A 17,843-nucleotide genomic window follows, 5' to 3' on the forward strand; every position below is an offset into this window, starting at 1 on the left:
TTTAAAAAAAATGAGGGGGTTCAAAATAAATATATTATTGATTATCTATTATCATTAACAGAATCATCAATTAATTCATTAGCATCTATTTCTGCTTGAGGAATTTTAAGATAAAACTTCTTATCATTCTTCGTCAAATTTGCAGATGTTCCTACTCGATGGTTACCTGTTCTTGTAATTGCTCTTTGTAGTCGCTTAGCATCAAACCATTCAACTCCCACTTCAGCATAAAGTTCTTTTCTTCTTTCAACTAAAATTTCATCGATTAAAGCACTTCCTGTATTAGTAGATTTAACAGCATTAACATCTCTATTTTTTTGCAATAAATAAAGTAAGTTATGTGCCTCAGTTTCTTTTCCTGCTATTCTTGCTTTTGCTTCAGCTTCAATTAAGATCATTTCAGGAGTTCTCATAATGGCATTATCACCTGCAAATGTAAAAGTAAATTTACGAGTAATCCAATATCTATAATCATTAAGATCTGTAATAAGAGCACTTTTCTTAACAAAATATGCTCTGACATCAGTCGCAGAAAATAAACTAACAAAATCTCTGTTAATGTATGTAGCCGAGTACGAAGTAGTAAAATGATCAGCCATAGATGCAGGAGCATTCCAATAATAATTAGATTGATCAGTACTTTGTGCACTACCCCAAATCCATTCTACATTAGAAATATCATCAAAACCTGCTCTGTAATTTGCTGCGTTTAAAACTGCAGCAACATTACCTCCATACGCAGCATTTGCCGCGTCGGCAGCACCCTGCCAATTACCCATTACTTGATAAACTTGCGCTAGTATTCCTTGTGCTACATTTTTATTGATATATGACTTTCCTAAACGGTCTGCTGTTAAACCATCAACCGCTTTTGTTAAATCAGAAACAATTAATTTGTAAACTTCATCAACTGTAGACATTGCTTTACCTGACGAAGCCGACTCTGTATAAATTGGTGGAGCTGGAAAAGTTTTATCTAATGAATAAGTAGGACAAAATTCCAAAACTAATTGATGATAAAAGAACCCTCTTAAAGCATATCCATAAGCTGATAATTCTTTTTTATCTGCAACACTTAGACCACTAGCTTCTACCCCTGCAATTAAAGAATTAGCTTGATTAATCATATAAAAGCAGTAATTCCATGTGAAACGTGTTCTTCTATAAGTAGGCTCACGGTTTTGATTTGCATAATCATCTCTAAACCAAGTACTAGATTGAATTATATCATTACCTTTTAAACTTCTAGCATAGAACATTGAATTTAAACCTGCGGAATCCGTAGAATCATACTGCCCTCTAAATCTCCTCATTATACCAGATATAAATGCCTCAACACCTTCTCTAGATCCGTATACAACCTCTGGTGAAACAGTATCTGTAGGTGCAGGTTCATCTAGAAACTCTTCACTACAACTTACAGTCATAAACAAAGCCATAAAAGCTATGAATATTTTTATAATTATATTTTTCATATTTTTTTTTTTTAAAATTCTAAATTAACACCAAAAGAAATAACTCTTTGATTGTATGATCTACTATCAGTAGTACCAGCAAAACTTTGCTCAGGATCAATACCTTTATGAGATTGATAAGTCCATAGATTATCACCTTGCAAGTACAACCTAAGTTTACTTAGATTCATTTTTTCAACCATACCCGATGGGAAAGTATATCCAAAGTTTAAAGCTTTCAATCTTACATAATTATTCTTGAATAAGAATCTACTTGAAGTGGCATTGAAGTCATTATTTGAAGTTAACAACAATGGTGTATCTGTGATATCACCTGGCTTCTGCCAACGATTTTCGATATCTTGATGAGCAGCTCTTCCTGGAGATTCAAATCCTTCCATTAAACTCGCATAAGTACTGTCATAAACGTATGCACCATAACTAAAATTGAACAAAATATTTAAATCTAAATTTTTATATTTAAAGTAATTTGTTAATCCACCTATTGCTTTAGGTAAAGATGACTTGTCAGAATAATTTCTAGAAGCTTCAGTATAAACTTTAGTAGTTTCTTTTTGACCCGTTTTATCTCCATTTGCATCTAGGATGTCTTTATACCACATTCCGTATCCATCAGCTGAATCTACTCCTGCCCATTCTTGAATATAAAATTCATATAATGATCTACCAACTTCCCATCTTTTAGTACCATTGATAAAACTCGCCTGAGTCAATTCAGCAATTTCATTTTTATCCATTGACAAGTTAAGACTAGTAGTCCATGTAAATGTAGGGTTTAGAATGTTTGTTGAATTCAAAGAGAATTCCCATCCATAATTTCTTAATGCTCCTACATTAGTAAGAATTCCAGTATTCCCAGTAGAACCTGCAACTGGTTGATTATAAATTAAGTCGATTGACTTTTTATTGTAGTAATCAACTGAACCTGTAATTCTATTATTAAACAATCCGAAGTCCAACCCTATATCTGTTGAAGCTGTCTTTTCCCATGTTAAATTTCTATCAACTGCACTTCCAAGTACAACTCCTGTATTAGTTAATTCATTGTAACCAGTTTCAAAAGACTGTATGTAAGGAAAGTATGATGGGTTCCCATCAGCATCTTGAGTTTGATTGTTACCTAACTCTCCATAAGATCCTCTTAGTTTTAATTCAGAAATAAAATTACTATCCTTTAAGAAGTTTTCTTCAGATACTAACCAAGATCCCCCAACTGCATAGAAACTACCCCATCTAACATCAGAACTAAATCTAGAAGACCCGTCTCTACGAAATGATCCTTCTAAGAAATATTTCTCTTTGTAATCATAACTTAAACGACCTAAATAACTAGATAGTCTATCTTTTGCAGTATATCCTGAAACAGACGATGGAGTTGTACTTCCATTTAAAACGGCAACCCCTGGTAAAAATCCTTCTCCTTGAGCACCTAAAGCATCAATCTTAAATTGGTAAGCCTCTTGAATCAAATCTGCTCCGAAAGTATGATCTCCGAATGTCTTTTTATAATTCAATGCATTAGTAACATTTACTCCACTAGTAATGTTTCTATTTTGAGTAACTCTACCTTGTACATTTGATGCATATCCTACTTCACTACTTGCATATGTGAATGAATCATATAAGTACTTTTCAAAAGCTATAGTAGTTTTAAATGAAAGACCTTCTGTAATTGCTGCTTCTAAATAAGTATTGGCAGTATAATTATCTCTTTTGTAACCTATATCATACTTAAATAATGAACCATATGCATTTTCATTATCAAACACTGGACGGTTTGCGTTTAACAATTGCCCTGTATTAGCACCGTAATCAAATGACTTTTGCCCATTCCCATCTAACAATAAATCTCCATTTCCATCTCTTCTATAAACTGGATAGATTGATGGCACATTATAAATAAACTGAATAGCACTTTGGTAACTCGTTCCACTTTGAGATGGAAAGTTTTGATCTGACGTTGAATAAAACATTGTCACACCACTCTTCAACCAATCGTTGACTTTAGTATCAATACTAAGTCGAGTATTTAACCTGTCAAATTTAGAAGTAGTTACATTTCCTTCTTGTGAAAGGTAATTTGTAGTAAAATAATACTTAGTATCTTCACTACCAGCAGATATTGCCAATGTATGTTCTGTTCTAACAGCCGAGTTATTTAGCATTAAATCTGCCCAATTTGTATCCCACTTTTTATTAGTAGTAACCAAATTTCCATTAGCATCTACTGGAGTAGCAACTGTATAAGGATTATAACCTAATCTAGGTATCAAACCACTTGATGCATTAGAACCAGCTGTAGTGGCGTTTTGACCGTTGATATACTGATTCGTATTTTTCATAGCTTCCCAGTTCAATCGCATGTATCTATCTGAACCAACCATTTTATGTAATGGAACAGCATTATCAGCAAAACCTATAGTTGAAGTCAACGAAACTTTTGGAGCACTATTAAACTTACCTCTTTTTGTCGTGATAAGAATAACACCATTTGCACCTCTAGACCCATACAACGCAGTTGAAGACGCATCTTTCAACACACTCATCGATTCAATTTGGTCAGAGCTTATCGCATTTAAATTACCATTGAAAGGAGCTCCATCTAATATAATTAATGGAGATGACGAAGCATTTATAGAACCTGTACCACGAATACGTATTGTAGGGCTTTCACCTGGCATTCCACCTGCAGCAATTATATTAACACCCGAAACACTACCTTGCAAAGCTGTCATAACATTTGTCGCTTGTTGCTTTAATAGTACATCACTGTCAATTGTTGCTACTGAACCTACAATGGATTTTGCCGTTTGCTTACCATAAGCTACGATAACTACCTCATCTAATGATTTAGCATTTGATTGCAAAGATACACTCACTCTGTTTGAAGCACCTACTGTAACCGATTTATCATCCATTCCAATAAAAGAAAACACTAGTACATCTCCAGTATTTACTTTTAGAGAATACTTTCCATCAAAGTCAGTTTGGACTCCTCTTGTCGTACCTTTAACAATTACATTCACACCTGGTAATGGTCCTGAGTTATCTGTTACTACCCCCGAAATTGTTTTTTCTTGTGCAAAAGAAAATTGGAAACTTAACACTGTCAAAAGCATTAAAATCCATTTGAATTTTGATCTCATATTTAAATATTTTGAATTAGTTAAGACAAAAATCTTAAATATATCTTAAATAAAAAAATTATTAGTCATAAAATTTAACAATTTCATAAGGTTTACGCGCAAAAAAATGCAAATAAACCTATTTTGTTAAAACATTCTATCGCTGTAAAAGCATAGAAACTATGTGTTTATGTAAAATCAGTAGAAAAAAAAGTAATCAAATACAATTCTATATAAAAATGGATGGTGTAGATATATATTTTATTTTCAAATGAATTCAAAGAGACATGAATAATTTTAGAACCCCTACTCTATTTTCAAATCTGCATTTTAGTTATTTATCTAATGATCCTCTTCAAAAACCGTAAACGCAAAATGAAAAATCCAATTTAAATAACTCATAACAATCAACTAACCCTTTTTGTACACACAATTGATTTATATTTTCTAATTTTGCTTAATGCTCCAACTTAATTTTTCAAAACTCATTTTAGAATCCGGAACTGATGAGGCCGGCAGAGGTTGTCTTGCAGGGCCTGTTACCGCCGCCGCCGTAATTCTTCCTGCAAATTTTGAGAATATAATACTAAATGACAGTAAGCAACTATCTGAAAAAGCAAGAGACAAATTACGCCCTATAATTGAGCAACAAGCTATTACCTTTGCGGTAACGCATCTAGAACCTTTAGAAATTGATGACATTAACATTCTAAATGCCTCCATAAAAGCAATGCAGGAATGCGTTTTAAAACTTAATCCACAACCTCAATATATTATTGTAGATGGCAATAGCCCTTTCATTCGAAAAAAAGGCATAAAAAACAGCAGTGGAAAAATTTTCACTCCGGTAGAGCTTACTATTTTGACCTCCATTCCTAGTAGCAGTATTGTAAAAGGAGATGCCAAATTTATGAGTATTGCTGCCGCATCAGTATTAGCTAAAACATATCGAGATGATTATATGAACCGGATTCACGAGGAGTTCCCTATGTACAACTGGAAACAAAATAAAGGGTACCCAACAAAAGAACATCGAGAAGCAATTCGGAAATATGGCGTAACTAAATACCACAGATTAAGTTTTAGATTACTACCCGAACAGCTGAAACTAGACATGTAGCCCTAATTCCATTCCCCTGTGAAGGAGAAGGAGACTTAATGGAATATTGAGAGTTAATAGATTTTAAAAAAATTATTAATTTAAAAAAACTATAGGTTGTTGATTAACTAATTTGGATTGCATACTACACCATTTAAGTCATATAAGTTCTTTTAAGACTAATCTACTTTATATGTTTGGTGCCTTTGTAATTAAGCCATAGATAAAACGTTCACAGACTTATCATATCCTTTTGTCCTTCGTAGCTAGTTTTTAATTTCGCAAGCAAACAATTCTGCGAAATGTTTCAAGATTTTAGCCTTTACTTCTTCCTCGTTTACTTTTTCTACACCGAGTTCAACATTTAATGAGGTTACCGCTTTACCACGAATTCCACATGGAATGATATTGTCAAAATAACCTAAGTCAGCATTGACGTTCAAAGCAAAACCATGCATGGTGACCCAGCGTGAAGCACGAACTCCCATAGCACAAATTTTTCTAGCAAATGGAGTACCTACTCCAAGCCAAACTCCCGTTTCTCCTTCACTTCTACCGCATTCTAAGCCATATTCTTGCAATGTTAAAATAATTGATTCTTCCAGAAAACGCAAGTATTTATGAATGTCAGTAAAGAAATTTTCTAAGTCTATAATAGGATACCCAACAATTTGTCCCGGACCATGATACGTAATATCCCCACCGCGGTTGATCTTGTAGAAAGTGGCACCTTTGTCTTCGAGTTGTTTTTCAGATAAAAGAAGATTACTCAAATCACCACTTTTACCTAATGTATATACATGTGGATGCTCTACAAAAAGAAAATAATTAGGTGTTTCTAACTCTAATTCTTCCCTGCGATTTCTTATTTTTAGGTCTACAATTCCTTTAAACAATTCTTCCTGGTATTCCCAAGTTGCTTTGTAATCTTTATTCCCTAAATCTTGAAGCTGTATTTTTTTATTCATTTTATTCAAATTCTACTTTAAAGCTTAAATCTATATTGTCTTCTAAATTTTCTATCGGTATTTCCTTAACAAAGTTCTTTTTATCTGCTGATATAACAACTCCTGGCATCGAGACTGTTTTTATTTTTTTAGGAAAATGATATTCAATTGAATATTTACATTCCTTTAAAAAATCACCTAACTTTTTCGAAAATTCATCTTCAGGCTCTTCTTCTTTTTTTGTTTTTAACTTTTCCTTTGTTATCTTGTTTTTTTGCTCCTTTGTTAAAGTGACTGTTTTTATAAAATATTTACCATCATAACTAAAATTGGCATTACTAGTATTCTTATCCTTTGAAGGGGTCATTTCTTTCACAGCTATTTTTTTATCTGAAAGTGATAATAGAGACGCCGCTTTAGTAGGTGACATGATATTGGACAAACTATCTACAGAAGGAAAATCAAACTCCATATCATAGCTAAACTCCTTTGCAATCTCGTCAATTTTCATTCTTACTCTAAAAGCTTCAAGCAACTTGAATTGCGCTTTTTCTACCTCCGACAATTTGGCAATACTGTCTTTCATTGGCGCCATAATTTCCTTGAAAGTAAATGTAGAATCCATTACTTTAGGGACTTTAGTAGAATCTGTTGATTTTCCCATTTTCATTAAAGCCGAAACATCAAAACCGTAAGAAAAAGTACCTGATCCATCTTCGTTTAAGACCATTTTCTCTTTAATTGTACAACTTGTACAAACAAAAATCAATAGTAACAATGGATAGAATTTCTTCATCTTTTTTACAAAGATACAAACTCTAGTTGAAACGACTAGTTCGTTACGCTGATTACTCTAGGGTTACTTCAAGATTCGTACTCGCAGGATTTTGTAAGAAATCAATTATGTTGAACTGTAATTCTAATGACTTTTTATCATTACCAATGATGGCGCTGGAGTTTGAAACTGTTTTTATTTTTCGTGGAAAATGGTATTTCATGACATAAGACTGTTCTAACTTAAAGTTAACAAGCCTTGTTTTATAATTTCCAATTTTTTCTTTTTCAGTTTTATAAATCGCCTCATCAGTAATGGTTACGATTCGGTTAAATTTATCCCCGTTCAACGTAAAACGGATATTGTAATAATGCTCCTCGGCAGTTAAAGCGTAATTGTGAACGATATCACTAATGTAATTTTCTGTTTTTGAAAGATCCGCAATATCTTCTATTTTTTTGAAATCTTGAGAAATTGTTGTTCTAAATTCTTTATCAAAAGCACTTTTTTTAAGATGAACTTTTACCTCTTTAAATTTATTAAACAATTCTTGCTCTGCGGCCGTATACTTTATAAAATTACTATTGTATTTATTGATATAGTCTTGAAAAACATAAGTTGTGTCTTGAAAAATGGTTTCTTTTGAATATTCTTCTTTTACAATTTGCATATAGCTATTTTCATTGCGATGACTTTCATATACAATCGTTCCCGAATTATCAGGGTTGATATTTAAAGTTTCAGTAACCTCACAACTAGTAAAAGAGATTAATATCAGTAAAAAAAAAGCGTACTTCATTTCATTTTAGATTTATTGACACTAAATGTACTGTAGTTATAGTTTTCAAAACAATATTTTAACAAAATATTCTTACAAACACATCTTCTCTATAAAACCAACTATTTACTAATTAGCCTTTATCGGACTACCATCGTCCGTTTTATCAATGAGTTATTTTCTTTTTTTTATCGTTTACTTACAAGAGCCTGATATTGAATTTATATCTTCAATTGTAGTCCTAGATGTCAACGTATGCCCAACGAATCCGCTGTAGGTTTTGGGATAAAAAGTACTTCTAAAAACAATGTTTTGAGCTGCGACCTCAGTTTGTTTTAAAATTCCTGAAGTAGTTACTGGACTGATGTATTGCCAAACGATGTTACCACTACTATTTATTTCAGTAAAAATCCCTGCTGGACCATTGCAAAAAAGGACGTTTCCATTAGACAACTGTTGTGCTCCAGAAATATTTTGAGCATAAATACTGTTTGGATTTTCGTAATTGTAATTCCATGATGCTGTAGCGGGTAAAGAAGGCAATGTTTGCGTATAATTATAACCATTCACTGGTGGTTTTATAATTTCTATCGTCGAATAATTACCGCCAGTTCTACCATTTCCATTGTTAAAAATCATAATTTGATTCTCAAATGGAAATCCTGCCTCAATCCAATACGCATTATGTTGTCCAAATAATTGTGTCGTAGTTCCTGTGTTGTATGCCAAGGAATTTCCCCATCGGTAAAGTAAATCTCCACCATTACCAGAGTTTCCCCCAGCATGACTTTTGGCTTGAGCAGTAGTGGTACTGTGATCAATAATCCAAACTTCGTTAAAGGAATGCGAACTTACTAAAATTTGGTCTAAGGCAGCGTTGTAGTCTATTGAATTTAGATGTATCCAATCTTGGTTTGTAGCACTAGCATTGTAATTTAGATTAATCAATTTTGATGCTGTAGCAATGGTTCCGTAATTCGGTTTAGACACGTCAAAATCTTGAACTAAATGATCCCATAAATGCCATTCCCAAACAATGCTACCTCCAGAACTTCCCGTAGGTTTTACTTCAATAATTTGTTCGCTCCACACAGTTACGGGAACTAAGTTTGGATTTCGTCCCTGTGCAATTGCTTCTGTATTTGTTTTTGATTCCCAAGCGATAATCAGCACGTTTCCGTTGGGTAATGCTTTTACATCGTGGTGCTGACATTTTAAAGCATCCGAAAGGGTATAACTCCAAGTCACATTTCCGTTCCAATCTATTTTTTCAATAACACCACCTTTTCCACCGGCATTAAAAGTGGTGTTATTGTTGTTTCCAGGCCGCAACAAGCTACCATCTGTCAGTAAATAACACGACTGCCCCGGTTTGTAATTGCTGGGCCATGTCTTTACTTGCTTACCACATTTATCTATCAAATAAGTTGTGTTGCTGCCTATGGGGGCAAACAAAACATAACCATCATCTAATGATCCAGCATCATGACGTGTTAAACCAACAGTATTTGAAACTGCCGGAATTACTGGGATTTCAGAAGGATTATCATTTGAAGTGCTACAAGAAATTAGCAAAAAAAAATTCAAAACAGAAGCTATTAAAACTACTATTTTCTTATTGGTTACATTTTTATAGTTCATGGTTTTTAATCTTTAAGTACTTGTTTTTCTTTTTTTAATGTAATAATGTCTTCTATAATCCGATCCATTTCTACGGCCACTGTTCCATTGTAAACTCCACGAATGCGGTGTTTTCCATCTAGCAAAATAAAATTTTCTGTATGTAGAAAATCATTTGCTTTTCCGAAATAACCAATAGAATCTCCTGCAAAATATTGTTTTTTAGCTATCGAATAAATAGCTTCCTTATCACCTGTAAGTAAATGCCATTTGCCCGAAACACATCCTTTCTCTTTGGCATATTCTTTCAAAACCGCAACATTATCTTTCTCGGGAGTAACAGAATGCGATAGCAATAAAACTTCTGAGTCGTCAATGAATTTATCTTGTAAAATTTTCATGTTATCTATCATTTTCGGACAAATACTGCCGCAACTTGTAAAGATAAAATTGGCAACATAAATTTTGCCCTCCACTGTTTTTTGATTTACTATTTCTCCGTTTTGATTGGTGAATGAAAAATTAGGAATAGTATGAATTTTTGAAAATTCTGGACTATCCGGACTAATCTATTCTGGAGTAAATTCGAAAGAATTAAAAAAGGGTAATCCTTCGTCTTCCTCTTTGTTTTTATCACACGACAAAAACACAAAAATCATTAAAACCAAAACTGTCCATCTATTATTCAACACTCTTTTCATAAGGATTTTTACATAATTTAATTCCGATCAAGCCGTATTTCTTTCCTTTTTTAATCACATAATTGGCGCGAACACTACCGTCTTCAAACCACAAACGTTCACTCCCTTCTTCTTGGCCTTTTTCATAATGGAATCGTTTGAATAATTGACCTGAAAAATACCATTCTTGCACTTCTCCTTGGTATTCATCATTAAAAAATTGATAGGAATACTTTGGTTTTCCATTCTCCCACCAGCCTTTGTGTTGTCCTTCTTTTTTATTCGAAACATACAAACGTTCTTCGGCCAAAACACCATTGGGATACCATTGTTTCTGGACTCCTTCGAGCATACCTTTCAAGTACAATTTCACAAAAGCAGTATCCTTATTGGAATATAAAAGATATTGCTTTCCAGAATATTTTTGGGATTTAAAATATAAAGTATCCTGCTTAAAATGAAAATCAGTATCGTTAACTAATTTAAAAACATAAGGCGTTTTTTGCGCTTGCCTAACCGTTTTTTCATCTTGAATTTTATTACAACTAAAAAAAAGCAATACCGCAAAAGCAATAAAAAAAACAGTATTAAAAAGAGGTGTTTTCAAATTCATTAGATGATTTTACAACAAAAATATTTTCATTAATTGACAAGAAAAACTACATTAAACCCTAATAACTAAGTCCTTAGAACATTGTAAAGTCGATAACTTTTAATCTTAAAAAAATCTAATTAGATACCGTTCCCGGAGTTCCATAATACCCGTTTCCGTTAATATACGGATCTGAATTTGTTACATGATAATGATAAATCCCGTTAGGATAATCTACCGTTGCTGTAGTATGTCCGTGGTAGACATCAAGACCAGTGACAGCAACACCATTTTCAACAGGACCATATACGGGAAATCCGTCCAGTAAAAATCCCATTAAAGCCTCTTTTCCTTTAGTAGTTGTTAAGTAAGTGGGTTCAACATGATAATGATAAATCCCTGTTGCTTGCGGGTGTCCCCAATATTGATCAAAGGAAGTAATCTCATCCGTCAAAGGCTGATTTGGCCCAGCGTACTGATTAAAAAATGGGACTCCGTTTATAGCTACCCCAATAGCTCCTAAAGGTGTTGAAGCATGCGTTGTTGCTACAACAGGGTTCAACGGAATTTTAAATGTAAAAGCTAAATTTAAATTGATGGTATTTGGATTTTTTTTAAAGGTAGTCCCTCCAAAAGTAGTTCCGCTAAAACTTTCGTACTTTGAATTGCTAGTGGCATAGTACACACTTTTATGATCCGGTTGTCCATTGGTTTTAATAGTAACATAAGTCCCGTCAGAGGTTATGCTTGAAGCGCCGTAGACCTTCTTATAAATATCGGGTACTGCTGTCGAAGTTGTCGCAGCTGATGCACTATCATCAGAACTAGTACAAGCAAAAAGTAAAAAAGTTGCTACTAAAGAAGCTGCAAATACGGTTGTTTTTCTCATGTTTATTTTTCTATTTAATTACCCATTGAAATTTCATCATTCAAACTTGTATTAGTTAAGACACATTCAAGTTAAAAAGGTTTAATAATAAAACAGAAAAATTAACATTTTCATTAATTATAATTTGGATATCGTTGAAAATTACTGTTTTAAAAACAACTATTTACTACTCAAAGCATACATAAATAACCGCTTTTTCACTTTGCAACTTTAAGACATAAAGACTATCTTTACGCTCTTAAAATAAGCACAAAAATGGCATTATCAGAACAAGAAATTATCCGAAGAGAAAAACTTCAATCCTTACGCAACTTAGGAATCAATCCTTATCCAGCTAATCTTTTTCCTGTAAATCACACTTCGAAGCAGATAAAAGAAAGCTTTGAAGAAGGTAAGAAGGTAATTGTTGCCGGACGTTTGATGAGTGTGAGAGATCAAGGAAAAGCTTGTTTTGCCGAACTGCAAGATAGCGAAGGCCGTATCCAATTGTACGTGAATCGTGATGTTTTGTGTCCTAGTGATGATAAAACATTATACAATCAGGTATTCAAAAAATTAACCGATTTGGGTGATTTTATTGGTATCGAAGGAGAGTTGTTCACGACCAAAGTAGGAGCGCAATGTATTCGTGTCGATGGATTTACTTTCTTGAGTAAAACCTTGCGTCCGTTGCCTTTACCAAAAGTAGATGAAGACGGAAAAGTACACGATGCCTTTAACGATGCTGAATTGCGTTACAGAATGCGTTATGTAGATTTAACAGTGAATCAACATGTTAAGGATACTTTTATCAAGCGTACAAAATTGTTTAATGCGATGCGCGCTTTCTTTAACGAAGCGGGTTACCTAGAAGTCGAAACGCCTGTTTTACAAGCAATTCCGGGTGGTGCTGCAGCACGTCCTTTTATTACGCACCACAATTCACTTGATATTCCGTTGTACATGCGTATTGCGAATGAGTTGTATTTAAAGAGATTGATTGTTGGTGGATTTGATGGGGTGTATGAGTTTTCGAAAAACTTCCGTAATGAAGGAATGGACAGAACGCACAACCCAGAGTTTACTGCGATGGAAATATATGTAGCCTACAAGGACTATAACTGGATGATGGAATTTACCGAAAAATTGTTAGAGCATTGCGCTGTGGGTGTAAATGGTACTAGCGAAGCAACTTTTGGTGAACACCAAATTAGCTTTAAAGCGCCTTATGCTCGTGTAACAATGACGGATTCTATTAAACATTTTACTGGTTTTGATATCTCAGGTAAAAACGAAGAAGAATTGTTTGAAGCTGCAAAAGGCATGGGAATCGACGTGGACAAAACCATGGGGAAAGGAAAATTGATTGATGAAATTTTTGGAGCTAAATGCGAAGGAAATTATATTCAACCTACTTTCATCACGGATTACCCTAAAGAAATGTCACCACTTTGTAAAGAGCACCGTGACAATCCAGAATTGACGGAACGTTTTGAATTGATGGTTTGCGGTAAAGAAGTAGCGAATGCTTATTCTGAACTAAACGACCCGATTGACCAACGGAGCCGTTTTGAAGACCAAATGCGCCTAGCTGCCAAAGGAGATGACGAAGCGACTGGAATTATCGATGAAGATTTCTTGAGAGCTCTTGAATACGGAATGCCACCAACGTCTGGATTAGGTATTGGAATGGATCGTTTAATGATGTTCCTGACTAATAATGCATCGATTCAAGAAGTATTGTTGTTCCCACAAATGAGACCAGAGACGAAACAAGTTCAAGTGGAGCTAGAAGACGATGAGAAACTAATTGTTTCTTTATTACAAGGGAATGAGAACCAAATGGAATTTGGATTATTGAAAATAAAATCAGAATTGAGTGGTAAAAAATGGGATAAAGCCATGAAGAACTTATCTTCTCTAGGAATGACTGAAGTGGTTGTTGAAGGAGATGTGAAAGCTTGCCGCTTGAAAGAGTAAATAGTACTCAAAATTATAGTAAAAACGGCTTGAATATTTTCAAGCCGTTTTTTTTTCTTTATGCTAATACTGGAATTTTAACCCCAAGCAATTCTTCTTTATACAAAAGCAGCTGATCTAAGATGCTGTCATTATCATTTTCCGTACTAATTGCTGCTGCAAACAAGGACTGATAATACCCAATTCCCTCCGTCAGATTGTTTTTAAAAGCATTCCATTTTTTTATTTGGCCCGCAGTAATCTCTTCAGAAACTCCTTTAATTTCATTTTTCAAATAATCAATATACATCGTCAATTCTTTGACAAACATATTAGGGCGATTTGTTGACGTCAATACAGAAGCGTTACCATAAATATGTTGCACCATTTTAGAAAGTGATACTTCTTGATCAAAATAAGCCATATTGGGACCGGGACAAATAACGACACCTTGCGCCTGCCCTTTGATTTTCATCTCATTCTCTAAATAAGACGCATTTGCCAAACCTACACAAAGACAAGATTTCTCGGTAATTTTCGTTTTAGCGTTTGCAAACATTTCTGCTGTCAAAGTCTCTTTCTTACTATCTAATTCCTCCAATTTCAAATCTTGAAATTTCTTGGAAGCAGAACAAATTCCTTTTGCACCATATTCTTTGCTTAGCGCCAAAAATTTCTTTGGGCAAGAACTTCCAGCATTGCTTTCCTGAATTCTTTTTAATTTCAACATTTCATTAGTCGTACCTTTCAAGGTATTAAAAGGAATTCCAAGTGGAGATATATGACTCAAATACAAGTCTTCTTCTTTTGCTTTTGCCAATAATTTACGTGTGTCTACGTCAACAGAAGTCGCTTCAGGAACCAGTAGAAATGGTGAACCCCATCCCACGGAATCCACTTGATAATGATTCATCAAAAAATCATGTTCTGCCGCAGTTCCAACTCCACCTTGCACGGTAATTTTTAATTCCAATGGATGCTCTGGAATGTGTTTCCCTTTTTGTCCTAAAGTTTTTATCATTAATTCATGTGCCGACTGGATCAATTGGTCTTTCTTTTGCTTGAACTCTTCTAAAATAGGCCCTAAAAGATGTCCTTCGGTAGCAAAAGCATGTCCTCCACAATTCAGTCCTGACTCAATTCTATATTCAGAAACCCAAAGTCCTTTTTTTGCCAAAAAGTTTCCCTGAATCATCGCCGAACGAAAATCGCTCACTTTTAAGATAATTTTCTTGTTCAATTTATTATCAGAATCCGGAAAAAACACATCGAAGTTTTCAAAATAGCTGTACAACCTTGGATTCATCCCTGCAGATAGCACTACCGAAGAGGTCAGCTTACTGTTTGCAAAACCACGAAGAGAAGCATGGGCGTCATTAAATTCAGTTGATAATTGCTCCTCTTTAATGAAATTGTCCTTGTCCACTTTAGTCATGATATTGACGTCGATCTCACCAGCAGTCAAATTATTTTCAAGAAAATTTTTGATATTGTCTTTAAAGGCAATACCCTCATCAATTAAATGTTGTAGACCCAATTTCACCTCAGACTTGTTAGGTAACATCGCGATATAATTTTCGAGTGCCATTTTACTTTCGGCCAGTTCGCTTTTAAAATTCTCAAACTTTTCTTTTACAATTTTATCTACTAAATCTAAATAAGAAGTAATACGCTCTGCACGATAGTCCTGTATTTTCTGAGTTATTTCCTGGTATGGTAAATTAAACTTAGTACTGTAAAAAGCATTCATTTTTTCGATTAAATCATCATCTATAATCGAAATTACAGAAGAGATACCATACTTTGCCACCCTAATCGGACTGTCAATCGTATATGCCAATCCCATCACAGGGATATGGAAAGTATGTAGCGGTTTAGTTGTTGTTGTCATTCGTAAAAATTTATTTATTATAATACACCGCAAATTTGATAAATGCAAACTGTAAAAAAGCTGATAATTATCATTTTATTAAAGTAAAAAAAAGATGATATTTGTATTAATATGTTGATAAATAAGCCCGTATACAACTACTAACCATCCATTTAATTATGCCAATAGATATTAATTTGCTTTTTACCCGAGGTGCTGTTGCTACAAAATATAAAAAAAATGACGTCGTTTTTCACGAAGGAGACGCTGCGCATTTTTATTATCAAATCATTGATGGCGGCGTAAGAGCATACCACGCAAATGATAAGGGAAAAGAATTTACACAAGGTCTTTTTTGTGCAGGAGAAGGATTTGGCGAACCACCACTATTAATTAACGAAACCTATCCTTGCAAGGCAATTACGGTTAAGGATAGTACTATTCTAAAATTATCTAAAGACAATTTTTTAAAAATCCTTGATGATTATCCTCCAATCCAGAAATATTTCCTGCTTTTACTGGCAAAAAAAATACATTCCAAGTCAAAAACTTCCAATAATATTATCAATCAAAATCCTGAGTTTAGAATCCTCGCTTTTTTAAATTCATTCAAAAAGAAATCCGGAAGTGCTAATGGTGATAAGGTTTTAATTCCCTACACTCGCCAAGAAATCGCGAATCATACTGGTTTAAGAGTAGAAACGGTGATTCGGGCTCTAACTAAAATGAAGAACTCATGCAAAGTCGAAATAATCGACCGTAAAATTTATTACTAGCACCAATTTTAATTTCCAAAATTAAGATTGGAGACCCAAAAAAGATTTGGTAGCTATCATTGAGGTGAAAGTCGTAGTGCAGCAATTTAAATTGAGAAAGAAACTTTTTTTTTGCAAAATTACTCAACAAACACATGAGAGATTGCCTATTCCAAAACTTGTATTGAATCAATTGGATTGCTTTGGTGTTTACCCAAAAAAGAATAATTACAATTCTTCTTTCTATATAAAAACTCAGTTAAGTTTCGATTTAACAAAGTAGTGCTGCTTTATTATGAATATCCTTTTTATTAACTAGATCAGATACATTTTCGAAAGTAGTTATAGCTATTTGTGTTAGAGCTTCATTAGTAAAAAAGGCTTGATGAGCAGTTACCAATACATTTGGAAAACTCATTAATCGCTGTATATCATCGTCCTGAATAATATCTTCAGACAAATCTTTAAAAAATAATTTTTCTTCTTGTTCGTATACATCAATCCCTAAGTAACCCACTTTACCATTTTTCAGGGCTTCGATACTATCTGTTGTATTAATCAACCCTCCTCTACTGGTATTAATAAGCATAATATTATCTTTCATTTGTGAAAGCGAATTTTTATTTATCATATGCTTTGTTGCGTCACTCAACGGACAATGAAGAGAAATGATATCAGCTGATTTAAAAATATTCTCCAAGGTTTCATAACGCACTCCTAACTTCTCCATTTCTTGATCTTTACTGATATCAAAAGCTAACACTTTACAACCAAAGCCCAAAACAATTTTAGCAAATGCTTTACCTATATTTCCCGTTCCAATGACACCTACTGTTTTACCATGTAAATCAAAACCCAAAAGTCCGTTTAACGAAAAATTTTGTTCCCGTACTCGATTATAGGCTTTATGCGTTTTACGATTTAATGTCAATATCATTGCCATGGCATGCTCAGCAACAGCCTCAGGAGAATAAGATGGAACACGACAAACTCTTATACCCGCTTTTTTAGCAGCGATAAGATCTACATTATTGAAACCTGCACATCGCAAAGCAATAATTTCGACTCCCTTTTCTGCTAGTTTTTCAATAACTTGAGCATCTAAAACATCATTTACAAAAACACAAACAATTGCTGTATTTTTAATTAAATCTACTGTTCGAAAATTCAATTGAACTTCAAAAAATTCTAATTCAAAACCAAAATTGGCATTGTACTTTTCAAAAAAGGACTTATCGTAGGACTGTGTAGAGAAGAAAGAAATTTTTTGCGCCGTTACTTTATGGTTTGCTGTCATGAT

At 33.8% G+C, this 17,843-nt stretch carries 14 protein-coding genes; 3 read left to right on the plus strand and 11 right to left on the minus strand.

The genetic code is table 11. The annotated features are described in order from the left end of the window. Positions 1-41 precede the first annotated feature (41 nt). Both QO182_RS15535 and QO182_RS15540 read right to left on the minus strand, forming a co-directional pair. On the minus strand, positions 42-1,475 hold the full coding sequence (locus QO182_RS15535) for a RagB/SusD family nutrient uptake outer membrane protein (protein WP_371539642.1): 1,434 nt from the start codon (positions 1,473-1,475) through the stop codon (positions 42-44). Between the two features lie 11 nt (positions 1,476-1,486). Next, complete coding sequence (locus tag QO182_RS15540; protein WP_371539640.1) at positions 1,487-4,621, minus strand: SusC/RagA family TonB-linked outer membrane protein; 3,135 nt, start codon at positions 4,619-4,621, stop codon at positions 1,487-1,489. A 439-nt stretch (positions 4,622-5,060) separates the two neighbouring features. On the opposite strand from QO182_RS15540, the gene QO182_RS15545 reads away from it, so the two are divergent. After that, positions 5,061-5,720 (plus strand): ribonuclease HII, encoded by a 660-nt coding sequence (locus QO182_RS15545; RefSeq protein WP_371539637.1) that lies wholly within the window; start codon positions 5,061-5,063, stop codon positions 5,718-5,720. Positions 5,721-5,965: 245 nt separating this feature from the next. Here QO182_RS15545 and lipB read toward each other — a convergent pair whose 3' ends face one another. The 7 genes from lipB to QO182_RS15580 form a co-directional block, all read right to left on the minus strand. Further along, a complete protein-coding gene (gene lipB / locus QO182_RS15550; protein ID WP_371562622.1) occupies positions 5,966-6,667 on the minus strand; it encodes a lipoyl(octanoyl) transferase LipB in 702 nt (233 codons plus the stop codon). A 1-nt stretch (position 6,668) separates the two neighbouring features. Continuing rightward, positions 6,669-7,442, minus strand: a complete 774-nt coding sequence (locus tag QO182_RS15555) for a hypothetical protein (RefSeq protein WP_371562625.1) — start codon at positions 7,440-7,442, stop codon at positions 6,669-6,671. Between the two features lie 52 nt (positions 7,443-7,494). Then, complete coding sequence (locus QO182_RS15560) at positions 7,495-8,220, minus strand: hypothetical protein (RefSeq protein WP_371562628.1); 726 nt, start codon at positions 8,218-8,220, stop codon at positions 7,495-7,497. Between the two features lie 174 nt (positions 8,221-8,394). Continuing rightward, positions 8,395-9,840 carry an aryl-sulfate sulfotransferase gene (locus QO182_RS15565; protein ID WP_371562629.1) on the minus strand — a complete coding sequence of 482 codons (1,446 nt, stop codon included), beginning with the start codon at positions 9,838-9,840 and terminating at the stop codon, positions 8,395-8,397. Between the two features lie 5 nt (positions 9,841-9,845). Beyond that, positions 9,846-10,388, minus strand: a complete 543-nt coding sequence (locus QO182_RS15570) for an SCO family protein (RefSeq protein ID WP_371562663.1) — start codon at positions 10,386-10,388, stop codon at positions 9,846-9,848. A gap of 112 nt (positions 10,389-10,500) precedes the next feature. Beyond that, positions 10,501-11,112: a toxin-antitoxin system YwqK family antitoxin gene (locus QO182_RS15575; protein WP_371562632.1), complete on the minus strand. Its 612-nt coding sequence runs from the start codon at positions 11,110-11,112 to the stop codon at positions 10,501-10,503. A 115-nt stretch (positions 11,113-11,227) separates the two neighbouring features. Next, on the minus strand, positions 11,228-11,980 hold the full coding sequence (locus QO182_RS15580) for a YHYH protein (protein ID WP_371562633.1): 753 nt from the start codon (positions 11,978-11,980) through the stop codon (positions 11,228-11,230). Positions 11,981-12,235: 255 nt separating this feature from the next. Between QO182_RS15580 and lysS the strand changes: the two genes are divergently transcribed. Next, on the plus strand, positions 12,236-13,939 hold the full coding sequence (gene lysS / locus QO182_RS15585) for a lysine--tRNA ligase (RefSeq protein ID WP_371562635.1): 1,704 nt from the start codon (positions 12,236-12,238) through the stop codon (positions 13,937-13,939). Between the two features lie 58 nt (positions 13,940-13,997). Here lysS and QO182_RS15590 read toward each other — a convergent pair whose 3' ends face one another. Then, entirely contained in the window at positions 13,998-15,809 is a 1,812-nt protein-coding gene (locus QO182_RS15590) for a hypothetical protein (RefSeq protein ID WP_371562638.1), read from the minus strand. Positions 15,810-15,967: 158 nt separating this feature from the next. Between QO182_RS15590 and QO182_RS15595 the strand changes: the two genes are divergently transcribed. Continuing rightward, positions 15,968-16,564 (plus strand): Crp/Fnr family transcriptional regulator, encoded by a 597-nt coding sequence (locus QO182_RS15595; RefSeq protein ID WP_371562640.1) that lies wholly within the window; start codon positions 15,968-15,970, stop codon positions 16,562-16,564. Between the two features lie 250 nt (positions 16,565-16,814). Here QO182_RS15595 and QO182_RS15600 read toward each other — a convergent pair whose 3' ends face one another. Then, complete coding sequence (locus QO182_RS15600; RefSeq protein ID WP_371539609.1) at positions 16,815-17,840, minus strand: 2-hydroxyacid dehydrogenase; 1,026 nt, start codon at positions 17,838-17,840, stop codon at positions 16,815-16,817. Positions 17,841-17,843 lie beyond the last annotated feature (3 nt).

It is taken from the genome of Flavobacterium sp. Arc2 (assembly GCF_041431385.1).
Taxonomy (GTDB): Bacteria; Bacteroidota; Bacteroidia; order Flavobacteriales; family Flavobacteriaceae; genus Flavobacterium.

Bases quoted from the DNA above. Each gene is read 5' to 3' on its own strand.
- QO182_RS15535 (WP_371539642.1), bottom strand. From the start codon at position 1,475: ATGAAAAATATAATTATAAAAATATTCATAGCTTTTATGGCTTTGTTT.
- QO182_RS15540 (WP_371539640.1), bottom strand. From the start codon at position 4,621: ATGAGATCAAAATTCAAATGGATTTTAATGCTTTTGACAGTGTTAAGT.
- QO182_RS15545 (WP_371539637.1), top strand. From the start codon at position 5,061: ATGCTCCAACTTAATTTTTCAAAACTCATTTTAGAATCCGGAACTGAT.
- lipB (WP_371562622.1), bottom strand. From the start codon at position 6,667: ATGAATAAAAAAATACAGCTTCAAGATTTAGGGAATAAAGATTACAAA.
- QO182_RS15555 (WP_371562625.1), bottom strand. From the start codon at position 7,442: ATGAAGAAATTCTATCCATTGTTACTATTGATTTTTGTTTGTACAAGT.
- QO182_RS15560 (WP_371562628.1), bottom strand. From the start codon at position 8,220: ATGAAGTACGCTTTTTTTTTACTGATATTAATCTCTTTTACTAGTTGT.
- QO182_RS15565 (WP_371562629.1), bottom strand. From the start codon at position 9,840: ATGAACTATAAAAATGTAACCAATAAGAAAATAGTAGTTTTAATAGCT.
- QO182_RS15575 (WP_371562632.1), bottom strand. From the start codon at position 11,112: ATGAATTTGAAAACACCTCTTTTTAATACTGTTTTTTTTATTGCTTTT.
- QO182_RS15580 (WP_371562633.1), bottom strand. From the start codon at position 11,980: ATGAGAAAAACAACCGTATTTGCAGCTTCTTTAGTAGCAACTTTTTTA.
- lysS (WP_371562635.1), top strand. From the start codon at position 12,236: ATGGCATTATCAGAACAAGAAATTATCCGAAGAGAAAAACTTCAATCC.
- QO182_RS15590 (WP_371562638.1), bottom strand. From the start codon at position 15,809: ATGACAACAACAACTAAACCGCTACATACTTTCCATATCCCTGTGATG.
- QO182_RS15595 (WP_371562640.1), top strand. From the start codon at position 15,968: ATGCCAATAGATATTAATTTGCTTTTTACCCGAGGTGCTGTTGCTACA.
- QO182_RS15600 (WP_371539609.1), bottom strand. From the start codon at position 17,840: ATGACAGCAAACCATAAAGTAACGGCGCAAAAAATTTCTTTCTTCTCT.